Raw genomic sequence first — 17,268 nt, 5'->3', positions numbered from 1 at the left:
ATGGATATGCAGACCTCGTTTCTCGACCGGCTTTTCGAAGCCGGCCTGCTGATCGACACGGGCATCGATGGACTCTATGGCCGCAGCGGCCAGTTCGAAGAGGTGATCGCTGCCTTCGAGCGCCTCATCGATAAGGTCGGCGGCGCCGACGGTGCGGAGGCCATGCGCTTTCCTCCGGGCATGAACCGCGCCTTCTTCGAAAAGAGCGGCTACATGAAGAGCTTCCCGCAGCTGGCCGGCACGGTGCACAGCTTCTGCGGCAGCGAACTCGATCATGTCAGCCTGCTGCAATGCATGGAGGTCGGCGAGGACTGGACCAAGGGGCAGGAGGCGACCGACATCGTGCTGACGCCGGCGGCCTGCTATCCGCTCTATCCGACGATCGCCAAGCGCGGCAATCTGCCGAAGACGGGCGGCCTCTTCGACCTCCAATCCTACTGCTTCCGCCACGAACCGTCGAAAGATCCGGCCCGCCAGCAGCTCTTCCGCATGCGCGAATATGTCTGCATGGGTACCGAAGAGCACGTCACCGAATTCCGCCAGCGCTGGATGGACCGCGGCGTCGAGATGATGAATGCCGTCGGCCTCGAGGTGACGATCGACATCGCCAACGATCCGTTCTTCGGCCGCGCCGGCAAGATGCTCGCCAACAACCAGCGTGACCAGAACCTGAAATTCGAACTGCTGATCCCGATCACCGCGGCCGCCAATCCGACCGCCTGCATGAGCTTCAACTATCATCAGGATGCCTTCGGCGCGAAATGGGGCCTCAACCTCGAGGACGGCAGCGTTGCGCACACGGCCTGTGTCGGCTTCGGGCTCGAGCGCATCGCGCTTGCGCTGTTCCACCATCACGGGTTCGACGTGAAAGCATGGCCGGCCAATGTACGGAAAGCGCTGTGGGGCTGAGCTATTCGATGACATCGGTATTCCCGGGGATCAGCCCGGAAAGCTACCGTCAGCACGCGCTGCATTCCAGCGAGCGCGCCTGGCCGGAAACCAACTGTTACGTCGATCTCTGGATCGAAGTGCTGGCGACGTCAGGGGTGGCACCCGAGGCGATGCTGGGTTTCACCCTGGCGCAGGATTTCGAAGGCGACCAGTTCACCTTCTTCAAGGTGCCGCTCGAGGATCTCGAGACACTTTACGGCATCCGCGCGACCGAGCTTGCCATCTATGACCGGGTCGAGCGGCATGTCGAGGTGCAGATCGCGCGGGGCCGCCTCTGCCTGATCGAGATGGATTCCTTCTACATGCCGGATACGCGCGGCACCGCCTACCGGCAGGAACACGGCAAGACGACGGTTGCGATCAACCGGCTGGACGTTGCGGCAAAGCGTGTCGACTATTTCCATAATGCTGGCTATTTCCGCCTCGAAGGCGAGGATTTCGACGGGCTGTTCCAGCTGCAGCTGACGGAGAACGACCCGCCGTACCTGCCTTACACGGAATTTGCGCGGTTTCCGGAAAAGCCAGCCGACGAAGCACATCTGCGCGCGACCGCGCGTCGGCTCGCCGGGGTTCATTTCATCAGGCGCCCAGGACAGAACCCGATCCGCGCCTTCGCCGCCGTCTTTCCGCAACAGGTGGAAGCGGTGGCCGAGCGGCCGTTCGGCTTCTTTCATAAATATGCCTTCAATACGCTTCGCCAGGTCGGCGCCAATTTCGAGCTGGCGGCCGATCATCTGGCGTGGCTCTCCGCGGATGAATTCGCAACCGCCGCCGAGCATGCCAGGGGCATTTCCGACGCAGCGAAATCCGTGCAGTTCCAGCTTGCCCGCGCCGTCGTCCGCAGGAAGTTCGAGCCGCTGCAGGCAGCTCTTGATCCGGCCGCCGATGCGTGGGATTTGATGATGGCATCGCTTGCAGAGCGAATCTGAGGCCGGAGATCAGACCATGCGGGGGCGTTTGGCAAGCATCGGAGCCGAGGAAAGCGTGCTTTCCGAAGGCTGGAACCTGGTCCTGACGGAACCGGATGCCTGCGCGGTGCCGCACGACATTCCGCTCTCCGCGCAGTTCATTCCCGCACCCGTTCCCGGCACCGTCGCCGCCGCACTCGAAAAAGCCGGGCTCTTCGACCGGGAAAATCCGGAACCGCTGAACACGAAAGACGCCTGGTATCTCTGCCGGCTCTTCGATGCCGAGCCCGGCGAAGCGATCCTGCGTTTCGAAGGGCTTGCGACGCTGTGCCATGTGTTCCTGAACGGCCAGGAAATTCTCTTTTCCGAAAGCATGTTTACGGCGCACGAGATTCCGGTGACGCTTACGGGCGGTGACGAGCTGGCGCTTTGTTTCCGTGCGCTTGGCCCGCGTCTGTCGGAGCCCGGCCCGCGCGCGCGCTGGCGGCCGCAGATGATCACGCCGGTGGGCTTGAGAAATTTCCGCACGACGCTGCTCGGCCATATGCCGGGCTGGTGCCCCGATATTCATGCGGTCGGCCCGTGGCGACCAATTTCGCTGCTGCGGCGCAATCCGGTCTCGATCGACAATGTCTCCATCCGCGCCGTTTTGGAGGAGAGCGGCGTCGGCCGGCTGAGCGTTTCTCTGCACAACAATGCCGAGAACCATTCGATGCTGCTGCGCTGCGGCGGCATGGAACAGCCGTTCGAGAAGGTCGGCGACAATCATTATTCGGCTATCCTCAAGCTGGCCGACATCGAGCCCTGGTGGCCGCACACGCATGGCGCTCCACGTCTCTACGAACTGACGCTGGTTTCCGATGGCGCCGAGTACTCGCTCGGCAGCACCGGCTTCCGGCGTATCGAGGTCGAGCGTGGCGATGACGGCGACGACTTCGCGATTCTCATCAATGGCGAGCGCATCTTTTGCCGCGGCGCGGTGTGGACGACGGCGGATATCGCACGCTTGCCGGGCCGACGGGCGGACTACGAGCCGTTCCTGCGACTTGCCACTGACGCCGGCATGAACATGATCCGCATCGGCGGCACCATGGCTTATGAGACGCCGGATTTCTTTGCGCTCTGCGACGAGCTCGGCCTGCTCGTGTGGCAGGACTTCATGTTCGCCAATTTTGACTATCCGCGCAACGACAAGGCTTTTCTCGGTCACGTGCATGCCGAGGTCGAGGAATTCCTGCACGGCGTCCAGGCCTCGCCTTCGCTCGCGGTGCTCTGCGGCGGCAGCGAGATCCACCAACAGGCGGCGATGCTCGGCCTGCCGATGGAATTCTGGAGTGGGCCGATCACCGATGAGATCATCCCCGCCGTGATCGCGCGCATACGTCCCGACGTGCCCTATGTCCCGAATTCTCCCTATGGCGGCGCAATGCCTTTTTCGCCGAACGCCAGTATCGCGCATTATTACGGCGTCGGCGCCTATATGCGGCCGATTGCCGACGCCCGCCGCGCCGAGGTGCGGTTTGCCTCCGAAAGCCTCGCCTTCGCGCATGTGCCGCAGCAGAGGACGCTGCATCGTCATCTCGACGCGCCGGCCGTCCACAGCCCACTCTGGAAGGCGCGGGTGCCGCGCGACCGCAGCGCGTCCTGGGATTTCGAGGACGTTCGCGACTTCTATCTGGAGCTTCTTTACGGCTGCGATCCGGCCCGGTTGCGCCGTGAGGATCCGGAACATTATCTCGATCTCTCCCGCGCCGTCACCGGCGAGGTACTCGAGGAAACCTTTGCCGAATGGCGGCGCAAGGGCTCCGGCTGCAGCGGCGCGCTCGTCTGGACGCTGCAGGACCTATTGCCCGGCCCCGGCTGGGGCGTGATCGATTCGACCGGCGAGCCCAAGCCGGTCTGGTATGCCATGCGCCGTGCCTTCCGGCCGGTTCAGACTGTCTTTACCGATGAGGGAACCAACGGCCTTGATGTGCATGTCGTCAACGAGACGGACGCCGCACTCGACGTGGAGCTCGAAGTTTTCTGCCTGCGCGACGGCAAGCAGCAGGTCGTCAGCGGCAATACGGGCTTTACGCTGGCGGCAAGGAGCGTGGAACGTTTTGCGTCCACTGCGCTGTTCGGCGCCTTCTTCGATACGACCTATGCCTTTCGCTTCGGCCCGCCGGCGCACGATGTGAGCGTGGCGCGACTGCGCTCGCTAGCCGACGGCACCGTTCTTGCCGAAAGCTTCCACTTCCCCTTAGGACGCGGCAAAGCGCTTCACGATGCGGGCATTGAGGCATCGGTCGGCAAGGTCGGCGACGATTGGTTCCTCGATCTCAGGACCGACCGGCTGGCGCAATCAGTGCATATCGACGTCGAAGGCTATCGGGCCGACGACGATTGGTTCCATCTGGCCCCCAGCGGGGTGCGGCGCGTGAAGCTTCACGCGCTCTCGGGCACGGAAAGCGATCTTCCACCTGCGGGCGAGATCAGAAGTCTGGGCAGCTCACATCGCGTCATGCTCCAGGGCTGATGCTTCCGCCAACAATAATCCCGACGCATTGAGAAAGACCCGTGGTTTGAGAACGATATACCGCTTTCTGCGTGCCCATCTCCTGCAGCGGCTGATCCCGCGGTCGCGTCTGGCCTTCAATTCGCGCAGGCCGGTGGAAATCGTCGGCTATCTCTCGATGGCCGTCGGCGTCGGCGAATCGGCAAGGCTCTGCGCCGGGGCTCTGTCGGAGGTCGGACGGACGATTTCGCTCTCCGACGTCAGCACCCATCCCAACGAGAATTCCTTCGCCGGTTGGACGCCGTCGGGTCTCTCCACCGAACTACCGGGAAGCCGTATCTGGCATCTCAATCCGCCGATGCTGCCGCGCGCCATCCTGAAGAAGGGCGTCGCGAATTTCACCCGCGCCTTCAATATCGGCTATTTCGCCTGGGAGCTCGAAGTCGTGCCGGCGGAGTGGCGCAATGCGATGCATTACATGAACGCCGTCTTCGTGCCGTCGGAATTCACCCGGCGGGCGATCGCGCCGCTGACCAAGGCGCCGGTCATTGTCGTTCCACATCCGGTCACCGAGGCGGCGGTGACCGACGGCATGCGAGAGAGGTTCGGCATTGGGAAGGATGCCTTTCTCGTCAGCTTCATCTTCAGCGCCGGCTCCTCGATCAACCGGAAGAATCCGCAGGCCGTCGTCGATGCCTTCAGGATCTTTGCCGCCGAAGCCCCAGGCGCTGTCCTGCTGATGAAGGCCAGCGGCGATGTGAACAAGGATGGAGGCCTGCGCGAGCTGATTGCGTCGGTTAAGGGCGACAGCCGCATCAAGATCGTCACCGACAGGCTGTCGAACGCCGATATCAACGGTCTCATCCGCTGTTCAGACGCCTATCTTTCGCTGCATCGGTCCGAGGGTTTCGGTCTGACGGTCGCCGAGGCGATCATGCAGCGTACCCCTGTTATCTCCACCGCCTGGTCGGGCACGGCGGATTTCTGCGATCCGGACAATACATGGCTGGTCGACTCTCCCCTCATTCCCGTGGTCGATACTCATCCGGAATTTGCCGGGCTCGCGGGCGCTGTCTGGGCCGATCCCTCTCCTGAAGCTGCGGCCGCGCACCTCAGGGACATCTTCCGCGCGCCCGAGCTTGCGCTGGACAAGGCGGAGAAGGCCCGGGCGTTCCTGCTGCGCTATCTCGCTGAGAATAGCTACGAGAAGGCGCTTCAGAGGCTGGCGACGATGCAGGCGAGCTAAGCTGAGGTCGTCACTCCGCTTTATTTTAACATTTTCGCATTAGAGATGGCGAGTGTCCGGCCTAGTGAGCCGATCCTGACGGATGGACAGATGTCGAAGGGTATTATCGCAAATTCGGTGATGAATGCGGCGGCGGGTATGCTGCTGTTGCTGACGGGATTCGTTTCCTCGATCATCACCGCTCGGCTGCTGGGGCCGGAAGCGAACGGCATCGTTGCCTTTTCGCTCTGGCTAGTGGTGACCGGCGCCTCGATCGCCGAACTCGGCTCCAGCATCACGCTCCTGAAGACACTGCCGCAGCTATCGGCAGAAGGTTACGACACTCGCCGGCGGCGGGGGTTTGCCGCCATCCTCGTCAGCTTCATGATGTTTTCGACAGTCGTGCTGCTGGCCCTCTACGCGCTGTTTTTCCTGACCTCCGAGGAGATGCACTGGGCCGATACCGCGCCGTCCGTCGCTCTGGTCACCGGCGGGCTGTTCTTCGTCCAGGCGATCGGATCCTTCGTCAAATTCTACCTGATCGGAGAGAAGAAGCTCGGCGCCTTCTTCCGCCTGACCGTCGTCGTCTCGATCGTGCAGCTTGCCGGCGTCGCCGGCGGCGCCTTCCTCTATGGTGTCGAGGGGGTTCTCGTCGGCTATGCGCTCGGCCAGCTTGTCTTGTTTTTCGCCACACTGCCGATCCTGCTTGCGCGGCGGGACTGGTGCGGGGTGTCGCTGAAGTACCTCGCCTCCTCCTCCGTCATCCTCTCGCTCCAGTTCATCATCGATTCCATCTTCCTCAACCGGCTCGAGCTGCTGTTTCTGCAGCAGTTCTGGTCGGTGGAGATGGTCGGTTATTACGCCGTCGGCCTGTCGATCGCCAATATCGCGTTGCAGCTGCCGATCCAGATGACCGGCAGCCTGCTGCCCTATTACTCCGAGCGGCGGCACAACAGCGACGATTCGACATTGCCGGTCGAGGTTTTCGCCGCCGTCACCCGCAGCATGGCCTATATCGTGCTGCCGATGAGCCTCGGGCTTGCGGCAATCTCCAGCGAACTGGTGCTGGTCGTGTTCGGCGAGGCGTTCGGCCGCAGCGGCACGGTAGTGGCGCTGCTGGCACTGGTGGCGCCCGCCTATACTTTCATGCAGATCCTCAGCCTCTACCTCTTATCGATGGACAGGGCCCGCGCCCGCCTGAATACCAGTGTGATCGGTGGCCTGGTAATGGTAGCGGGTTGTTTACTGATCGTACCTAGGCTTGCAGCCGAGGGCGCCGCGCTGGTGCGCATCCTCGTCTTCGTTGCAATGTCGGTGATGATGATCAGACAGACCGGATTCGGATCCCAACTTTCGAGTCTCTATAGAAGCCTGACGAAGGTGACGCTCGCCTCCGCGCTGTGCGCTTGCGGCGCCATCTCCGTGCTGGAATTTGTCCATGGTCCGGCCGGACTGGTCGGCGCGATCATGGCCGGCACGTTCTGCTATTTCGCAGCGCTGCGGGTGCTGCGCGCCGTACCGGCCGAAGATGTCGACGTCATGCGCTCCATTCTCGACAAGATGCCATCCGTGCTGCGCAAGCCGGTCGGGCACGCAATCAATTTCATTGCGCCGGCGCTTCCCGGCGATCCCGATCGCGCCAAGGTCGCTCCCGGCGAGTTCTCGCTCGAACCGGCCGAGGGGGCTGGGCGCAGCGCTGCCCTGCCGGTCGTCTTCGACGGCACGATCGGTCTGTTCATGCCTGAGAATGCGGGAGTGAAGAAGCGGTCGGCCGCCGTGCTCTTCGTCAGCCCCTGGGGTTTCGAGGAGATGTGCAGCCGCAAGTTTTTCCGGGTTGCGGCCGAGCATTTTTCGGATATCGGTGTGCCGAGCCTGCGGTTCGACTATCGCGGCACCGGCGACGCGCTGGATTTCGACGCGCTGCCGGCAAGGCTGGAAACCTGGGAAGATTCGATCCGCGCAGCGGCCGTCAAGCTGAAGTCGCTCACCGGTTGCGATCGCATCGTCCTCATCGGTCAGGGCCTCGGCGCAACGCTTGCCCAACGCATCGGCTCTTCGATCGAAGGCGTCGACAGCCTTGTCATGCTGGCGCCGGTGCTGAGCGGCCGGGCCTATCTGCGTGAACTCACCATGTGGTCGAAGATCATCGATGCCGATCTCGGCCTCGGCAAGGAGCATGTCCAGACCGCCAAGGTTCAGATCGCCGGGCTCGTCATGCCCGAGGAGATCGCCGGCGAGCTCGCCAAGCTCAACATCGCCTCGCCGCAGGGATTGGCGGCGTCCCGCTATCTAATCCTCGAACGTCCCGCCAGGGCCGACGATACCGGCTTTGCGGACACACTGAAGGCGCTTGGCGCCGATGTCGAGCAGACGGTTTTCGAAGGCTATGACGAGCTCGTCACCAATCCGCTCTTCGCCAAGACCCCAATGGCTGTCGTCGCGCTGCTGACGACCTGGCTGGAGGGCGCCACGGTGGAGACATCCGCCGCCCCTTCGCCGGCAGAAATCAAGAACCCGCCGCTGGCCGGCGATGGGTTTGTCGAAATGCCGGTCCGTTTCGGAAGCCATGGTCACCTGGTCGGCGTCGTCAGCCGGCCGCCCGGCGAGATCAAGGGCAGTGCAGTACTCTTTCTGTCGACGGCCTATGACCGGCACGCCGGCTGGGGGCGGACGACGGTTGATATGGCGCGCGAGCTTGCGCGCCAGGGCGTGATTTCGCTGCGCTTCGATTCCGCCAATGTCGGCGACAGTCCGCCACGGCCCGACGCACCGGAGCAGGTGCTCTATTCCGCTACCCAGACCGCCGATGCGGTCGCCGCGCTCGATCTGCTCGAGGGCATCGCCCCCGGCCCGGTGATGGTGGCCGGCCGATGCAGTGGCGGCTATGTCGCCTTCCGCGCCGGCGTCGCCGATGAGCGGCTGAAGGCCGTCGTGTCGATCAATCCCTTCGTTTATTACTGGGATCCTGAGATACCGGTGCGTAAGGAACATGTTGTCTCGGTTCCCCGCAGCCTCGATGATTACGGCCAGCGCCTGGCGCGGCTCGATACGCTAAAGCGGTTGCTGCGCGGCCAGGTGGATGTCGTCTCTGCGCTGCAGAACATGGTCATCGCTGCCGGTCGTCGTCTGTCCCCATGGATCGCGCCGCTGCTCGAGCTGCTCCCCGACCGGCGCCACATCGCCCGCGAAGTCCGGCATTCCTTCGCTCAGTTCGGTAAGCGTAAGGTGCCGTTGACGCTGATCTACAGCGAAGGTGATGTCGGCCTCGACCACGTCTATTTCCACTTTGGACCGCGCGGCGCCAAGCTTTCCCGCTATCCGAACGTGCGGCTGCTGATGCTGCCGGACGCCGATCACAATCTGACGCCGCCGCAATCACGCAGGTTCGTGCTCGATGAGATTATCCGTCTCGCCAAAGCGTGACGGAAATTTCAGACTGTTGGGATCAGACCCGGTCGGCAGCGGCGACGTTGAGCGATCGGTAAAGATCGACATAAAGTCCGGCGACAATATCCCAGGAATAGCCGCGCACGGCGTCGACCAGCTCGTCGCGAACGCCATCCGGTTGGCGCGCGAGTGTTTCATAGGCCGCTTCAATCACCGTCGCCGCGGTCTCTGGGTGGGTGAAATCGGCTAGCTTGATAACGGGATGCCGGCCGGCAAGCGTTGTAAAGGCGTCATTGGCATTCAGCACCGGCAACAGGCCGGCGCTCATCGCCTCCAGCGCCACCAGCCCGAAACCTTCATACTCCGAGGCGGAGGCGAAGAGCGAGGCCTCGGCAATGATGCGCCGGATGGCGCCGTTGTCGGGCGAGACGTGCAGGGTGACGCCGCCGGCAAGGCTGCGGCCTTCGATGGCGGCTTCGACATCGGCCCGGTTCAGGTCGGATTCGGCTCCGACGATGTCGAGATGCCAATCCGTATCGCGGCTCTTCAGCACGGTCATCGCGTCGAGCAGATGGTCCAGCCGCTTGTTCACCGAGAAGCGGCCGATGGTGACTATGCGGCGCCTCGGCCGCTGCGACGCGCTGCCGGCGAACTTGCCGATATCGGCGCCGTTTTCGATCAGCAGGCTGTCCGGCGCGATCTCGGAAAACTGCTTGAGATCGGAGGCGCTGCAGCAGACGACGCGCCGATAGGCCAGTGCGGAAGCGCGCGTCAGGGTGCGGAACCAGATCTTCTTGATCGCGGCGTATTTCCGGGTGTGGAAGAATCCGCCATGGGTGGTGACGACCATCGGCTTGCGATGCAGCAGCCGGCCCCAGGCGAGCGCGTCGAAGAAGAAGTCGATGGCATGGACATGCACGAGATCGGCATCGGCCAGATGGCGGAAAACCTTGGGCGCCAGCGGATATCGACTGCTGCCGGACCAGGGAATGCGCACTACCTCGATGCCGTCGATGTCTTCGCGCGCCGGCAGTTTATCCTTCGGTGCTGTGAACAGCGAATCGAGTGTGACGACGCGAACGCGATAACCGCGCCGGACGGTCTGGCGGGCGAGATTGGCGACCACATCTTCAAGGCCGCCGCGATTGGGCAAAAACTGGCGCACGACATGGACGATCAGCGGCGCAGTTTCCGGCTGCGGCCTCTCGCGCACCCTGTCTGCCTCGACGATCGCCATTTCCCACCTATCGCTGCGCGTGCCAACTCGTGTTGGCGCGGATTTATAGCAACGACCAGATACCCCCGGCGTTAAGGCGTGGTTGCAGCGGCGTCCTGCGGAGGCGATTCTTCGCGAAAAAGGTTAACCGTGTCTGACGGGAATTCAGAACGCCTTGAAGGTCAACGTCGTCAGCGAGCGGACGATGCCGGGAATATTGGCGAGGTTGTCGTTGATGAACTTGCCGATGTCCTGGCCTTCCTCGATGTAGACCTTCAGCAGCAGATCGTAGTCGCCGCTGGTGGAATAGAGCTCCGAAACCAGTTCGGTCTGGTAGATGGCGTCGGCGACCTCATAGGTTTTGCCGGGTGCGCATTGGAGCTGGACGAAGATCGGCTTCATGGGATTTCCTGCAGAGGTTGTTTGGCTGATATAATGGTCGAAAGCGCCATGCCGATGCAAGCCGTTCCTCACGCAGCCGGATTGGCGGCGGCTTCCGCGACGATCCAGTCGTGGAAGGCGGCGAGCGGCGCATAGTCGGCGCGCTCGCGCGGAAAGGCAAGATAATAGCGCTCACGGCTCTCCATCTCCCGATCGACGGCGGCGACAAGATCGCCGCGCCTGAGCTCCTCTTGCATCAGGAATGTCGGCAGCAGGGCGACGCCGAGACCGGCGATCGCCGCCTGCGCGGCGGTGGCGAACTGGTCGAAGAGCATTCCGTGCACGCTTTCGAAGGAAACGCCGTTGCCGGCGAACCACTGCTCCCACGCATCCGGGCGCGTCGTCAGATGCAGAAGCGGAACGGCGAGCAGATCCTGCGGCCCTGTGATCGTGTATCGCTTGAGAAAGTCAGGGCTGCAGGCCGGCACCGTGTGTTCCGACATCAGCAAGGTCAATTCCGCCCCCGGCCAGTGCGGATGGCCGAAATGGATCGCGGCATCGATGGAATCGAGGCGAAAATCGAAGGGTGAAAGCCGGGTCGCCAGATTGATGGTTACACCTGGATTGGCGGCGAGGAAGCGTCCGAGGCGCGGCGCCAGCCAGCGCGTGCCGAAGGTCGGCAGGATGGCGAGATTGAGCGTGCCGCCATGCGGATTGGCGCGCAGGTTCAAGGAGGCACTGGATATCCGCCGTAGCGCCTCGCGGATTTCGCGGGCGTAGCTGTCGCCGGCCAGCGTCAGCCGCATGGTCTGGCGTTCGCGCAGGAAGAGCTCGACGCCGAGCTGCTCTTCCAGCGCGCTCACCTGGCGGCTGACGGCGCTCTGCGTCAGATCGAGCTCGCGTGCGGCCGCCGTGACGCTGCCGGTGCGGGCGACTGCCTCGAAGGCGGCGAGATGTGAAATCGACGGCAGAAAGCGTCTAGAGCCAAGCATGATCATTCCGTTTCAGAATGAGCTATTTCCGAAATAGCGATATTTCCGGCTTCGCAGCGGTTGTAAAGAGTTTCATCCTGCAAAAACGGAATGAGCCGGAGTTTTCAAGATGCCGCAAACCTTCGTTTCCACTGACCGCATCCGTTCGCTTTTCACCGAGGCGATGTCGCAGATGTATCGGACGGAGGTGCCGCAATACGGCACGCTGATCGAGCTGGTCGCCGATGTGAATGCCGGCTGCCTCGAACGCGATCCGGATCTGCGCGAGCGCCTGGCCCGCGCCGGCGAGCTCGAGCGCATCGATGTCGAGCGTCACGGCGCCATCCGCCTCGGCACGGCTGACGAGCTTTTCACCATTCGCCGGCTGTTCGCCGTCATGGGCATGCAGGCGGTCGGCTACTACGATCTCTCCGTTGCCGGCGTGCCGGTCCACTCCACCTGCTTCCGGCCAATCGACGAGACCGCACTCAACATCAATCCATTCCGAGTCTTCACCTCGTTGCTGCGCCTGGAACTGATCGAAGACGAAGGGCTGCGCAGCGAAGCCGAGGCGATTTTGGCAAAGCGGCGCATCTATACGCCGCGCGCCGTCGCGCTGATCGAGCGCCACGAGCAGAATGGCGGTCTGACGGAAGCGGAAGCAGCGGAATTCGTCGCCGAGGTGCTCGAAACCTTCCGCTGGCACAGCGAGGCGACGGTCAGCGCCGAAACCTACAAGCGCCTGCACGACGCCCATCGGCTGATCGCCGACGTCGTCAGCTTCAAGGGCCCGCATATCAATCATCTGACGCCGCGCACGCTCGATATCGACGCGGTCCAGGCCCGCATGCCGGAACGCGGCATCACACCGAAGGCCGTCATCGAAGGGCCGCCGCGCCGTCATTGCGATATCCTGCTGCGGCAGACGAGCTTCAAGGCGCTGGAGGAGGCGATCGTCTTTGCCGGTGAAGCGGAAGCCGTTCAGGGGACGCATACCGCCCGTTTCGGCGAGATCGAACAGCGCGGCGTGGCGTTGACGGCCAAGGGCCGGGCGCTCTACGACCGGCTGCTCGCCTCGGTTCGCGGGGAAGTGCAGGTCGGCGCCGGCGGCGCCAAGGCCGGCGCTTACGATCAGGAACTCGCCGGTCGTTTCAAGGCGCTACCGGACAGCTGGGACGAGCTGCGCAGGCAAGACCTGGCCTTCTTCCGTTATTCCGCCACGTCAGAAGGCATTGCCGCCGCGGTCAACGGCACGCTGCCTGGCGATCCGGAAGCGCTGATCGCCAAGGGTCACCTTGCCTTCTCGCCGATCGTCTACGAAGACTTCCTGCCCGTCAGCGCGGCCGGCATCTTCCAGTCGAATCTCGGCACCGATCAGCAGCAGAATTATACCACGCGCTCGAACCGCGACGCCTTCGAGGCCGCACTCGGCGCCACCGTTCAGGACGAGCTGGCGCTTTATGCCGAGCGCCAGGCCGCATCGCTGGATGCAGCGATGGAAACGCTTGGCCTTGCGGGCGTCTACTTGAAGACCGTTGCGTGAAATGCTCGCTTCAACACTTCATCATATGGGTTAAACTACCGCGATTTCGTTCCAACCGGACTGAACCATGCTGAATGATCCGCGCTCCCACGGCCTCTGGGAAAAGACCGCAGCCGAACCGCCTGTAACCTCGCCTCTCACAGGCGCGGTATCGGCCGACGTAGTCATCGTCGGCGGCGGCTACACCGGCCTCTCCTCCGCCCTGCATCTTGCCGAAGCCGGCTCGGAGGTGGTGCTGCTGGAGGCGAAGGAGATCGGTTTCGGCGGCGCGGGGCGCAATGTCGGCCTGATCAATGCCGGCATGTGGGTGATGCCCGACGATCTGCCCGGCGTGCTCGGCCCGCTGCACGGCGAGCGCCTGCTCGAGCTGCTCGGCAATGCGCCGAAGCTCGTCATGGAACTGATCGACAGGCATGGCATTGCCTGCGAACTCGAACGCAACGGCACGCTGCACTGCGCGGTCGGCGCGGAGGGGCTGAAGGAAATCGAAGAACGCGCGGCGCAATGGTCCGCCCGCGGCGCGCCCGTGACGCTGCTCAATGCGGCGGAGACGGCCAGACGCATCGGCAGCGACGCCTATACTGGCTCGCTGCTCGACTTGCGCGCCGGAACGCTGCAGCCGCTGGCCTATGCGCGCGGCCTTGCCCATGCCGCCGTCAAGGCGGCTGTCACGATCCATACGTCGAGCCCCGTCACCGCAACGGAGCGCAGCGGCAGCCGCTGGACCGTGAAGACAGCGAAGGGCCAGGTCAGCGCGGACTGGATCATCGTCGCAACCGACGCCTATAGCACCGGCCCCTTCGAGCAGGTGCGCAACGAACAGGTCTACCTGCCCTATTTCAATTTCGCCACCGTGCCGCTCGGCCACAATCTGCGCCAATCGATCCTGCCGGGGCGGGAAGGTGCGTGGGATACCAAGGACATCCTCTCCTCCTTCCGCATGGACCAGGCCGGCCGTCTCGTCTTCGGCAGTGTCGGAGCACTGCGCAATACCGGGCTCGCCGTGCATAAGGGCTGGGCCAAGCGCGCCCTGAAGCGGCTCTTCCCCATGATCGGTGACGTCGAATTCGAATGCGAATGGTACGGCCAGATCGGCATGACCGATAATGCGCTGCCGCGCTTTCATAAATTCGCTCCCGGCGTGATCGGCTTTTCGGGTTATAATGGCCGCGGCATCGCCCCCGGCACGGTTTTCGGCCGGACACTGGCCGAGCATATTCTCGGCCGGCTTTCGGAAGCCGATCTGCCGCTGCCGCTGACCTCGCCCACCGAACCGAGCTTCCGGGCGCTTCGGGAATTATGGTACGAAGCCGGCGCTCAGGTCGCCCACTTCGCCGATGCCCGCTTCTGAGAGGCGAAACTCGCTTCTGGAATAACAAGATTGGAACCACGACAATGAATATCGCCGTCCTCGATCTCGCCACCGAAACCGCCAAGCTGCTCGCCGAACTCGGCGTCGACGCCGGCCGCTATCAGGGCGGCACGCTTTCCGTCACCTCGCCGGTTACGGGCAAGGAAATCGGCAAACTCAAAGAGCACACGGTTTCCGAGACGAAGGCGGCGATCGAAGAGGCGCACAAGGCTTTCCTCGAATGGCGTTCCGTTCCGGCGCCGAAGCGCGGCGAGCTGGTCCGCCTCCTCGGTGAGGAGCTGCGGGCCGCCAAGACGGCGCTCGGCCGTCTCGTCTCGATCGAGGTCGGCAAGATCACCTCGGAAGGTCTCGGCGAAGTGCAGGAGATGATCGATATCTGCGATTTTGCCGTCGGCCTGTCCCGTCAGCTCTACGGTCTGACGATCGCCACCGAGCGCTCCGAGCACCGGATGATGGAAAGCTGGCATCCGCTTGGCGTGGTTGGCATCATCTCCGCCTTCAACTTTCCGGTCGCCGTCTGGTCGTGGAATGCAGCACTGGCAATGGTCTGCGGCAATTCCACCGTCTGGAAACCTTCGGAAAAGACGCCGTTGACCGCACTTGCCGTGCAGGCGTTGTTTGAAAAGGCGCTGAAGCGCTTCATTGCTGAGGGCGGCATCGCGCCGGCCAATCTGTCAACACTGATCATCGGCGGCCGCGAGGTCGGCGAAGTGCTGGTCGATCATCCGAAAATCCCGCTCGTATCCGCCACCGGATCGACCGCCATGGGTCGCACCGTCGGCCCACGCCTGTCGCAGCGTTTTGCCCGCGCCATCCTCGAACTCGGCGGCAACAATGCCGCGATCGTCTGCCCGAGCGCCGATCTCGACCTGACGCTGCGCGGCGTCGCCTTCTCCGCTATGGGCACGGCCGGCCAACGCTGCACGACTCTGCGCCGCCTTTTCGTCCATGAAAGCGTCTACGACCAGCTGGTGCCGCGCCTGCAGAAGGCCTACGGCTCCGTCACCATCGGCAATCCGCTCGAAACCGGCACGCTGGTCGGACCACTGATCGACGGTCAGGCCTTTGAGAAGATGCAGGCAGCGCTTGGCCAGGCGAAATCGGCGGGCGGCAAGGTCACCGGCGGCGAGCGTGTCGACAACGGTTCGGCCGATGCCTTCTATGTTCGCCCCGCGCTGGTCGAAATGCCCGATCAGACTGGACCGGTCGAGCACGAGACCTTCGCGCCTATTCTTTACGTGATGAAATACAGCGATTTCGACGCGGTGCTGGCCCTGCATAACGCCGTGCCGCAGGGGTTGTCCTCGTCGATCTTCACCAACGATATGCGCGAGGCGGAAACCTTCGTCTCGGCTCGCGGTTCGGACTGCGGCATCGCCAACGTCAACCTCGGGCCTTCGGGCGCCGAGATCGGCGGCGCCTTCGGCGGCGAGAAGGAGACCGGCGGCGGACGCGAATCCGGCTCCGATGCCTGGAAGGCCTATATGCGCCGCGCCACCAACACGATCAATTACGGCAGCACGCTGCCGCTTGCGCAGGGCGTCAAGTTCGACGTCGAATAGGCGCGGTGACGAGAAAGGCGGCGTTCCCGAAGTGCCGCCTTTTCTATCGGCTCGAAATTATTCCCTCGAAACTGAGCTGTTGCGTCAAGATATTGTGATGCTTTTTTTGCTCACAACAAACTTGAAATAAGCACTCAGGAAAAATATACGCCTCTGATCGCCCTTGGGAGCTCGGGTAACATCGCCACGGAGGCCATCTTGACAATTAAACTTAATCTCTTTTCCCACGCGTTTGCGCTTGCCGCCTCGCTTCTCTCCGCCACCGCGTTCGCCGGCAGCGCCCATGCGCAGGACGCAGGTCTCGTCGTCTACAATGCCCAGCATGAAAGCCTTGGCCGCGAGTGGATCGAAGCATTCACCAAAGAGACCGGCATCAAGGTCACCATGCGTCAGGGCGGCGACATGCAGTTCGCCAACCAGATCATCCAGGAAGGCGACGCCTCTCCGGCTGACGTATTTCTCACAGAGAATTCGCCGGCCATGACGCTGGTCGACGGCGCCGGCCTCTTCGCCCCGGTCGAAAAGGATACACTGGATCAGGTCCCGGAGCAGTATCGCCCGGCCGATGGCATGTGGACCGGCATTGCCGCCCGCACGACGGTCTTTGCCTATGACAAGACCAAGCTCAGCGAGGACAAGCTGCCGAAGTCGCTGCTCGATCTTGCCGATCCCGCCTGGAAGGGCCGCTGGGGTGCAGCCCCGGCCGGCGCCGACTTCCAGGCTATCGTCGCCGCGCTGCTGCAGCTGAAGGGCGAAGACGCCACCAAGGCATGGCTGAAGGGCCTCAAGGACAATGCCACCCCCTACAAGGGCAACAGCGTCGCTATGAAGGCGGTCAATGCAGGCGAAGTCGAAGGCGCGGTCATCTATCACTATTATTGGTTCGGCGATCAGGCCAAAACCGGCGAGAACAGCAAGAATGTCGGCATGCACTACTTCAAGAACCAGGATCCGGGCGCTTTCGTCAGCGTTTCCGGCGGCGGTGTCCTGAAGTCCACGCAGCACATGAAGGAAGCTCAGGCTTTCCTGAAGTTCATCACCGGCAAGGCGGGCCAGGCGGTTCTGAAGGACGGCACGTCCTATGAATATGCCGTCGGCAAGGACGCAGCCTCCAACAGCAAGCTGACGCCGCTCGCCGATCTCAACGCGCCGAAAGTCGAGGCTTCGACGCTTGATAGCAAGAAGGTGGTGGAGCTGATGACCGCCGCCGGCCTTATCTGACACTTCTGCCGCAGGCTTGCAGCCGCCAAAACTA

The 17,268-nt window shown here is 63.1% G+C and carries 12 protein-coding genes; 9 read left to right on the top strand and 3 right to left on the bottom strand.

Annotated elements, in window-relative coordinates; translation table 11 throughout:
* The 5 genes from PYR71_RS13535 (at window position 1) to PYR71_RS13515 (ending at window position 9,004) form a co-directional block, all read left to right on the top strand.
* Complete coding sequence (locus PYR71_RS13535; RefSeq protein WP_275619727.1) at window positions 1-909, top strand: amino acid--[acyl-carrier-protein] ligase; 909 nt, start codon at window positions 1-3, stop codon at window positions 907-909.
* A gap of 8 nt (window positions 910-917) precedes the next feature.
* A complete protein-coding gene (locus PYR71_RS13530; protein WP_275619726.1) occupies window positions 918-1,880 on the top strand; it encodes a DUF1839 family protein in 963 nt (320 codons plus the stop codon).
* Between the two features lie 16 nt (window positions 1,881-1,896).
* Window positions 1,897-4,377: a glycoside hydrolase family 2 protein gene (locus PYR71_RS13525; RefSeq protein ID WP_275619725.1), complete on the top strand. Its 2,481-nt coding sequence runs from the start codon at window positions 1,897-1,899 to the stop codon at window positions 4,375-4,377.
* A gap of 46 nt (window positions 4,378-4,423) precedes the next feature.
* Window positions 4,424-5,602 (top strand): glycosyltransferase family 4 protein, encoded by a 1,179-nt coding sequence (locus tag PYR71_RS13520; RefSeq protein WP_275619724.1) that lies wholly within the window; start codon window positions 4,424-4,426, stop codon window positions 5,600-5,602.
* 90 nt (window positions 5,603-5,692) lie between these two features.
* On the top strand, window positions 5,693-9,004 hold the full coding sequence (locus PYR71_RS13515; RefSeq protein ID WP_275619723.1) for an oligosaccharide flippase family protein: 3,312 nt from the start codon (window positions 5,693-5,695) through the stop codon (window positions 9,002-9,004).
* Window positions 9,005-9,026: 22 nt separating this feature from the next.
* Here the strand turns inward: PYR71_RS13515 and PYR71_RS13510 are convergent, their stop codons facing one another.
* The 3 genes from PYR71_RS13510 to PYR71_RS13500 form a co-directional block, all read right to left on the bottom strand.
* A complete protein-coding gene (locus tag PYR71_RS13510; RefSeq protein WP_275619722.1) occupies window positions 9,027-10,205 on the bottom strand; it encodes a glycosyltransferase family 4 protein in 1,179 nt (392 codons plus the stop codon).
* A 144-nt stretch (window positions 10,206-10,349) separates the two neighbouring features.
* Window positions 10,350-10,586 (bottom strand): Lrp/AsnC ligand binding domain-containing protein, encoded by a 237-nt coding sequence (locus tag PYR71_RS13505; protein WP_010029047.1) that lies wholly within the window; start codon window positions 10,584-10,586, stop codon window positions 10,350-10,352.
* A gap of 68 nt (window positions 10,587-10,654) precedes the next feature.
* Window positions 10,655-11,563, bottom strand: coding sequence for a LysR family transcriptional regulator (locus tag PYR71_RS13500; RefSeq protein WP_275619721.1), 909 nt, complete (start codon window positions 11,561-11,563; stop codon window positions 10,655-10,657).
* Window positions 11,564-11,666: 103 nt separating this feature from the next.
* On the opposite strand from PYR71_RS13500, the gene hglS reads away from it, so the two are divergent.
* From hglS to PYR71_RS13480, 4 genes are all read left to right on the top strand, one after another.
* On the top strand, window positions 11,667-13,079 hold the full coding sequence (gene hglS, locus PYR71_RS13495; RefSeq protein ID WP_183917589.1) for a 2-oxoadipate dioxygenase/decarboxylase HglS: 1,413 nt from the start codon (window positions 11,667-11,669) through the stop codon (window positions 13,077-13,079).
* Between the two features lie 67 nt (window positions 13,080-13,146).
* The gene (locus tag PYR71_RS13490; protein ID WP_275619720.1) at window positions 13,147-14,430 is read left to right on the top strand and encodes an NAD(P)/FAD-dependent oxidoreductase; all 1,284 of its coding nucleotides are present in this window, start codon (window positions 13,147-13,149) and stop codon (window positions 14,428-14,430) included.
* 44 nt (window positions 14,431-14,474) lie between these two features.
* Window positions 14,475-16,013: an L-piperidine-6-carboxylate dehydrogenase gene (amaB, locus tag PYR71_RS13485; protein ID WP_275619719.1), complete on the top strand. Its 1,539-nt coding sequence runs from the start codon at window positions 14,475-14,477 to the stop codon at window positions 16,011-16,013.
* Between the two features lie 198 nt (window positions 16,014-16,211).
* Window positions 16,212-17,234: an iron ABC transporter substrate-binding protein gene (locus PYR71_RS13480; protein WP_275619718.1), complete on the top strand. Its 1,023-nt coding sequence runs from the start codon at window positions 16,212-16,214 to the stop codon at window positions 17,232-17,234.
* The last annotated feature ends 34 nt before the right edge of the window (window positions 17,235-17,268 follow it).

The sequence above is a fragment of the Rhizobium mulingense genome (assembly GCF_029194105.1).
Lineage (GTDB): Bacteria > Pseudomonadota > Alphaproteobacteria > Rhizobiales > Rhizobiaceae > Rhizobium > Rhizobium mulingense.
Note: the sequence above shows the minus strand (reverse complement) of the source record. Positions and strands in the feature narration are given on the sequence as shown.

Excerpts from the sequence above, each read along its gene's own strand:
- PYR71_RS13535 (WP_275619727.1), top strand. The coding sequence starts at position 1 with ATGGATATGCAGACCTCGTTTCTCGACCGGCTTTTCGAAGCCGGCCTG.
- PYR71_RS13530 (WP_275619726.1), top strand. The coding sequence starts at position 918 with ATGACATCGGTATTCCCGGGGATCAGCCCGGAAAGCTACCGTCAGCAC.
- PYR71_RS13525 (WP_275619725.1), top strand. The coding sequence starts at position 1,897 with ATGCGGGGGCGTTTGGCAAGCATCGGAGCCGAGGAAAGCGTGCTTTCC.
- PYR71_RS13515 (WP_275619723.1), top strand. The coding sequence starts at position 5,693 with ATGTCGAAGGGTATTATCGCAAATTCGGTGATGAATGCGGCGGCGGGT.
- PYR71_RS13510 (WP_275619722.1), bottom strand. The coding sequence starts at position 10,205 with ATGGCGATCGTCGAGGCAGACAGGGTGCGCGAGAGGCCGCAGCCGGAA.
- PYR71_RS13505 (WP_010029047.1), bottom strand. The coding sequence starts at position 10,586 with ATGAAGCCGATCTTCGTCCAGCTCCAATGCGCACCCGGCAAAACCTAT.
- PYR71_RS13500 (WP_275619721.1), bottom strand. The coding sequence starts at position 11,563 with ATGATCATGCTTGGCTCTAGACGCTTTCTGCCGTCGATTTCACATCTC.
- hglS (WP_183917589.1), top strand. The coding sequence starts at position 11,667 with ATGCCGCAAACCTTCGTTTCCACTGACCGCATCCGTTCGCTTTTCACC.
- PYR71_RS13490 (WP_275619720.1), top strand. The coding sequence starts at position 13,147 with ATGCTGAATGATCCGCGCTCCCACGGCCTCTGGGAAAAGACCGCAGCC.
- amaB (WP_275619719.1), top strand. The coding sequence starts at position 14,475 with ATGAATATCGCCGTCCTCGATCTCGCCACCGAAACCGCCAAGCTGCTC.